General features: G+C 31.8%; 8 protein-coding genes and 1 pseudogene. All 9 read left to right on the top strand.

What is annotated here, in order from left to right:
• Window positions 1-1,113 (top strand): NAD-dependent epimerase/dehydratase family protein (locus L950_RS23605; RefSeq protein ID WP_021191040.1); only part of this gene is annotated, 1,113 nt, incomplete at its 5' end.
• A 4-nt stretch (window positions 1,114-1,117) separates the two neighbouring features.
• On the top strand, window positions 1,118-2,275 hold the full coding sequence (locus tag L950_RS23610) for an acyltransferase family protein (protein ID WP_197086667.1): 1,158 nt from the start codon (window positions 1,118-1,120) through the stop codon (window positions 2,273-2,275).
• A gap of 218 nt (window positions 2,276-2,493) precedes the next feature.
• Complete coding sequence (locus L950_RS23615) at window positions 2,494-2,853, top strand: hypothetical protein (RefSeq protein ID WP_021191042.1); 360 nt, start codon at window positions 2,494-2,496, stop codon at window positions 2,851-2,853.
• A gap of 17 nt (window positions 2,854-2,870) precedes the next feature.
• Window positions 2,871-3,035, top strand: a complete 165-nt coding sequence (locus L950_RS34535) for a hypothetical protein (RefSeq protein WP_231577834.1) — start codon at window positions 2,871-2,873, stop codon at window positions 3,033-3,035.
• On the top strand, window positions 3,008-4,009 hold the full coding sequence (locus L950_RS23620; protein ID WP_231577835.1) for a UDP-N-acetyl glucosamine 2-epimerase: 1,002 nt from the start codon (window positions 3,008-3,010) through the stop codon (window positions 4,007-4,009). Before L950_RS34535 ends, L950_RS23620 begins: the two co-directional genes overlap by 28 nt.
• Entirely contained in the window at window positions 3,991-4,218 is a 228-nt protein-coding gene (locus L950_RS31125; protein WP_021191043.1) for a hypothetical protein, read from the top strand. Before L950_RS23620 ends, L950_RS31125 begins: the two co-directional genes overlap by 19 nt.
• 70 nt (window positions 4,219-4,288) lie before the next feature.
• Window positions 4,289-5,266 (top strand): glycosyltransferase family 4 protein, encoded by a 978-nt coding sequence (locus L950_RS23625; protein WP_021191044.1) that lies wholly within the window; start codon window positions 4,289-4,291, stop codon window positions 5,264-5,266.
• Window positions 5,259-6,167 (top strand): NAD-dependent epimerase/dehydratase family protein, encoded by a 909-nt coding sequence (locus tag L950_RS23630; RefSeq protein ID WP_021191045.1) that lies wholly within the window; start codon window positions 5,259-5,261, stop codon window positions 6,165-6,167. The genes L950_RS23625 and L950_RS23630 overlap by 8 nt, the downstream gene beginning before the upstream one ends.
• 9 nt (window positions 6,168-6,176) lie before the next feature.
• Window positions 6,177-6,715: pseudogene (locus tag L950_RS23635) on the top strand (UDP-GlcNAc--UDP-phosphate GlcNAc-1-phosphate transferase); the annotation flags it as partial.

Raw genomic sequence — 6,715 nt, forward strand, 5'->3', positions numbered from 1 at the left:
AAAATAGGAATTACGGGCCAAAATGGTTTTGTTGGAAATCATTTATATAATACGTTAGGATTATTCCCAGAAGAATTTGAGCGAATTGATTTTAATAAGGATTTCTTCGAGAAGGAACAAGATCTAGATGATTTTGTGACTAAGTGTGATGTAATTGTACATTTAGCAGCCCTCAATCGTCATGAATCAGATCAGGTGCTTCATGATACCAATGTTGCTTTGGCCGTTAAATTAGTTGACGCTTTAAAAAGAACAAATTCGCAAGCACATGTATTAATTTCATCTTCGACCCAAGAGGAGCGTGATAATCTATATGGAAAATCTAAAAAAGCAGGCCGTGAAGCATTAGTGGAATGGGCGAAAGCCAGCGGAGGAAAAGCGACAGGATTAATTATTCCAAATGTATTTGGTGCTTTTGGTAAACCTTTTTATAATTCTTTTGTAGCTACTTTCTGTTACCAACTAACGCATGGTGAAATACCTACTATTGCAACAGACGGTGAAGTGAAATTGATTTATGTGCAAGAATTGGTAGATACGATCATTAAGAGTATTAGAAGTAATGAAGGTATAGCAGAATTATTAATTGAACCAACTGCGACTAAAAAAGTATCTGAAGTACTCGCATTATTAAATGACTACAAAGCAAAATATTTTGATGGTGGAGAAATTCCAGTGATTCATAATACTTTTGAACATAATCTATTTAATACTTACCGTACTTATATTGACCACGCAACACATTTTCCTGTAAAGTTTACACAGCATATAGATTCAAGAGGTGCTTTTGTAGAGGTTATTCGTTTAGGAATTGGTGGACAATGTTCGTTCTCGACAACTGTACCGGGGATAACCAGAGGAAACCATTACCATACCCGTAAGATTGAGCGATTTGCGGTAATCAAAGGAAATGCTCTTATCCAACTAAGAAAGATCAATACGGATGAAGTAATGGATTTTTATTTAGATGGCCAAGCACCAGCGTATGTGGATATGCCGATTTGGTATACCCATAATATTAAAAATATAGGAGAGGAAGAGCTTTATACGATCTTTTGGATCAATGAACCTTTTAATCAAGAGGATGCAGACACTTATTTTATTGAAGTTTGAAATTATGAAAAGTTTAGAAAAAAATCATAGAAAGGATATTGATGGTCTACGTGCTGTTGCAGTTATTTCTGTAATAATTTTTCATTTGGGTTTTTTACCATTTGGATACTTAGGTGTTGATGTTTTTTTTGTAATAAGTGGATATTTAATTACTAAAATTATATATACTGAAACAGTATCTGACTCTTTTTCAATAGTGGAATTTTATTTAAGGCGTATTCGTAGAATTATACCTTTAGTACTTTTTGTAATAATAATTGCATTGTGTATCGGGATTCCTGTAATGCTTCCAGATGACTTAGAAAATCTCAGTCAGTCGATAATTGCAACGAATTTTATGGCTAATAATATACTGTTATTAATAACTACAGGAAATTATTGGGATGCAGTAAATGAATTCAAACCCCTGATGCATACTTGGAGCTTAGGGGTAGAAGAACAGTTTTATTTTATAGTTCCTCTCATATTTCTAATTCTGAGAAAGGAAAGAATAAAATGGGCGTTATGGATTTTATCTTTTTTAGCACTTTTGTCTTTTCTACTATATATTCTTCCATTTGGTAAAGAGGCTTCTAAATTTTATTTAATTCAATATCGTTTTTTTGAGATTGCATTTGGGGGTATTTTAGCTATAATATTTCAAGATAGACTTATTAAGTTTCCTGCAAGATTTATTATTTTATTTCTACTTCTTCTGTTATTAGGAATAAATGTAAATATACAAGCACAATGGACTTTAATCTTAGTTGTATTTCTAACAGGAATCTTGCTCATAACTAAGAGAAGTAAATTTGAAGGTATATTGTTAGAAAATAAGTATGTCCAATTTATTGGGAAAATCAGTTTTAGTTTATATATGTGGCATCAAATTGTATTAGGATTTGGCCGATATTTTGTTTTTTCAACTGTAAAAACTTTTTCTAGTTTATTTTCTATTATTTTAGTGACTTTTTTGTTATCTGTATTTACTTTTTATTTTATTGAAAGACCTTTTAGAGACAAGAAAAAAGTAGGAACAAAAAAATTATTATTAACTGTTGTATTAGCGACTATTTTCACATCAGGTATATCGTTTTATTTATATTCTATCAAAGGTGTAATTAGGGATGTTACTGAACTTAATCTATTTAAATCAGAAGTTATACTGGTAATTTACATATAAAATATAATGAAGCAATATATAAACGTAATTTAGATTTTAATAGCGTTGGGAAAAAGAGGGTATTAATTATTGGAGACAGTTTTGCAAGAGATTGGGCGAATGTATTATTAGAATCCAAATTTAAAAATGATATTGAAATATCCTATTTAGTTAATTTAAAAGATGCTGTTAATTTTGAGGAAAAAATAAAAGAAGCAGACGTCATTTATTTTTCACAATTGGAGTATGAATCTTTTAAAGTTTTATCAAATAAGTATAAAATTGATAAAAATAAAGTTTGGAATATTGGAACAAAAAATTTTGGTTCAAATAATGGGATATTCTATAATAAACCCAACGGCAATAACTATTGCTCACAAAGAACGGTGATGATTGATGGTTTTTTAAATAAAAATAGGCATTTAGCAAATCAATGGAAAGATAGATATATAGATATCATAGGTGTATTAATTGATTCCGAGCAGACTATTCCAGTATTTACTCCGGAATGTAAATTTATAAGTCAAGATTGTAGACATTTGACTCGACCGGGAGCTATTTACATTGCTAAATTAATTGAAAATAAACTCACTTTATAATTTTAATATATTTGTACATGAAAAAATTGCTAGTAATGACGGTCGTAGGTACACGACCAGAAATTATTCGACTATCAAGAGTAATAGCGGCACTTGATGCATCTGATGCTGTAGAACATACTATAGTCCATACAGGACAGAATTACGATTATGAATTAAATCAGATTTTTTTGAAGATTTAGGTTTACGCAAACCTGATTATTTTTTAGAGGCTGCGGGTAAAACGGCAACTGAAACGGTAGGAAATATTTTAATTAAAATAGATTCATTATTAGAAGAGTTAAAACCTGATGCTTTTTTAGTGTTAGGCGATACTAATTCTTGTTTATGTGCTATTCCTGCTAAGAAACGTCATATTCCTATTTTCCATATGGAAGCAGGAAATAGATGCTTTGATCAACGTGTTCCAGAAGAAACTAATCGTAAAATTGTTGATCATACTTCAGATATCAATTTAACGTACTCAGATATTGCACGTGAGTATTTATTGCGCGAGGGTTTGCCAGCAGATCGTATTATCAAAACAGGTTCACCGATGTTTGAAGTATTACATCATTACCTACCTGAAATTAATGCATCTCAAGTTTTAGAAAAATTAAACTTGAAGAAAGGTGAATTTTTTGTGGTATCATCACATCGTGAAGAGAATATTAATTCCGAGAAAAATTTCCGAGGATTGATGACATCTTTAAATGCTATTGCTGAAAAATATCAATATCCGATTATTGTTTCCACTCATCCGCGTACACAGAATATGATTGATAAGATGCAAATTGAAATGCGTCCTGAGATCCAATTTTTGAAACCATTAGGATTTCATGATTACAATGCTTTGCAAAAAGATGCTTATGCAGTATTGTCAGATTCAGGAACAATCTCAGAAGAATCTTCGATCCTAAATTTCCGTGCTTTGAATATCCGTCAGGCGCATGAACGGCCAGAGGCAATGGAAGAAGCATCCGTAATGATGGTTGGTTTATCTCCTGAACGTATTTTACAGGGCTTGACACAAGTTTTGCAACAGCAAGTAGGTGCAGAAAGAAATTTTAGACCGGTTGCAGACTATTCGATGCCAAATGTTTCTCAGAAAGTAGTTCGTATTATTATTTCGTATACTGATTATATCAAAAGAACAGTTTGGTCGGAAGAAATTTAAAAATGATTAAAAAGAAAAAAATTCTGATACATAGTATCGCTTTCTTTCCAGATGGCGTATCTACTGCGTATTTGTATAATGATATTGCGATTGCTTTTAAAGAGGCAGGGTATGAGGTTGTCGTTTTAACGACGACACCTCATTATAATGTCGTTCAAGATCAGTTGGATAAACATCCAATGAAAAAAAATTTTTGGTCTCTATTATGAGGGAGAGTATTGCGGGATTCCTGTTATACATATTCCGCAGAAAAAGTTTAAATCTACCTTTTTAAGATTAATGGGTTTTGTGTATTGGCATCTGTTAGCTTTGATTTTGGGCCTGCGAGAAAAAAATGTTGATGTTATTTTGTCACCTTCACCTCCGCTTACTATAGGTTTAGTGAATTTAATTATTGCTAAATTTAAAGGGGCAAAAGTTATTTATAATGTGCAGGAAATTTATCCCGATTTTTTAATTGAACAGGGAGGACTGAAATCTAAGCCTGTTATTAATATTCTTAAATCTCTTGAAAAATTTGTCTATAATAAATCTGCAGCAGTAACAACGATAGATCAAGTGTTTTATAATACCATTGTTTCTAGATTTGAAAATAAAAATAAGTTACATATTGTACCCAACTTTGTCGATACGGACTTATATAAGCCATATATAGGGCAACTCAATTTGGACCGTACTGTTTTTCCTGAAAATGGAAATATAAAGATAATGTATGCAGGTAATGTGGGACATGCTCAAGACTGGGAACCTTTATTAAAAACTGCAATTTTCCTGAAGGATGCTCCCATCGAATTTTTTATAATTGGGGAGGGCGTTATGAAAGAATTTGTTCAAAACGCTGTTCAGAAAAATGAATTATCTAAAGTTCATGTTCTACCTTATCAACCACGCGAATTGATGCCGCAGCTCTTAGCATATGCAGATTTACAGTTTATTTTTATGTCAAAAGAAATGGAAGGACATGGTTTCCCTTCTAAAGTATACACCATTATGGCATGTGCTAAACCTTTGATTGTTTGCTCAGGTTTAGGAACACCAATCGTAAATTTCTTAAAAGATTATAATTGTGCAAAAATAATTACAGAATGTGATGAACAATTAAAAATCGAACAGATTGTATCTTTCTTAAAGACTATAAACCATAATCAATTGGTCAATATGGGGGAAGATGGGTATGATGTGGTTCAAAAGTATTATTCGAAGGATGTAGTTACTGGAAAATATGTATCAATTGTAAAAGACTTATTAAATGAATAGGGTTATTATTACTGGAGCTTCAGGATTTGTAGGCCAAAATCTAACGGTATATTTACGGAAAAGGAATAATGAAGTAAACACATTGTCGCTTCGACATCCCGATTGGATAAATCAGCAATTAGATGGGACTGCGATTATACATCTCGCAGGGAAGGCGCATGATACGTCCAATACCTCGGATTCTGAAGTATATTTTAAAATTAATCGTGATTTAACAATAGATTTATTTAAAATTTTCATTAAATCTAATGTTCGTGATTTTTTTTATTTTTCATCTGTAAAAGCTGTCGCTGATTCAGTGGAAGGAGTTCTTGATGAGCAGATCGTTGGGAACCCTCAGACACCTTATGGAAAGTCTAAATTAGAAGCAGAGAAGTACTTGCTTAAACAAGTGTTGCCAGTTGGAAAAAGATTGTTTATTATAAGACCATGTATGATACATGGCCCTGGTAATAAGGGAAACCTTAATTTGCTTTACAAAGTTGTCGAAAAAGGTATACCTTGGCCATTGGCAGCTTTTCATAATGATCGCTCTTTTTTAAGTATTGATAATCTTTCCTTCCTATTAGAAACCATGATCAACAATAAAGAAATAAATTCTGGTGTTTACAATTTTGCTGATGATAAGGCTTTATCAACAAATGAATTAGTTACTTTAATTGCCAATACACTAGGGAAGAAAGAAAAGCTTTGGAACATTCCAGCTTCATTAATCAAATTTCTTGTTAAAATTGGTGATTTTCTACCGTTACCACTTAACTCAGAAAGATTGAAAAAATTGACAGAATCCTATGTTGTTTCTAATGCAAATATAAAAACAATATTAGGAATTGAAAAATTACCATTGACAGTAGAGGAAGGTTTAGAGAAAACAATTACATCCTTTCGTAAAATTAAATAGTTTTTTATAATGATATATCTAATCATCTTAATAATATTACTCTTTTTAGAGCTTCTTTATTTTAAAGTAGCTTACCGTTTTAATATTATTGATAAACCTAATGAACGCTCGTCTCATACTGCAATTACGTTAAGAGGTGGGGGAATTGTCTTTTATTTTGGGGCATTAGCCTATTTCATTACATCAGGATTTCAATATCCGTGGTTTTTCTTAGGGCTAACAATGATGACATTAATTTCTTTTTTGGATGATGTATTTACCCTATCTAATAAAATAAGGTTACTCGTTCATTTCAGTTCAGTATTGCTGATGTCCTACCAGATGAATTTATTTGAGATGCCCTGGTATTATCTTTTGATAACCTTTATTATTATTGTGGGAGTAATCAATGCTTATAATTTTATGGATGGCATTAATGGTATCACAGCTTGTTATAGTCTAGCAGTGGGTGGGCTTTTGATGCTTGTCAATTATGAAAAAGCTTTTATCGCACAAGATCTATTAGCCTACACCTTATTGGGTGTGCTTGTCTTTGCTTTCTTTAACTT

Origin of the sequence: Sphingobacterium sp. IITKGP-BTPF85, from assembly GCF_001006065.1 — a bacterium.
In the GTDB taxonomy this organism is placed as follows: domain Bacteria; phylum Bacteroidota; class Bacteroidia; order Sphingobacteriales; family Sphingobacteriaceae; genus Sphingobacterium; species Sphingobacterium anhuiense.

Coding starts and splice junctions, on each gene's coding strand:
- L950_RS34535 (WP_231577834.1), top strand. CDS start 2,871: ATGAAAAAATTGCTAGTAATGACGGTCGTAGGTACACGACCAGAAATT.
- L950_RS23630 (WP_021191045.1), top strand. CDS start 5,259: ATGAATAGGGTTATTATTACTGGAGCTTCAGGATTTGTAGGCCAAAAT.
- L950_RS23610 (WP_197086667.1), top strand. CDS start 1,118: ATGAAAAGTTTAGAAAAAAATCATAGAAAGGATATTGATGGTCTACGT.
- L950_RS23625 (WP_021191044.1), top strand. CDS start 4,289: ATGGGTTTTGTGTATTGGCATCTGTTAGCTTTGATTTTGGGCCTGCGA.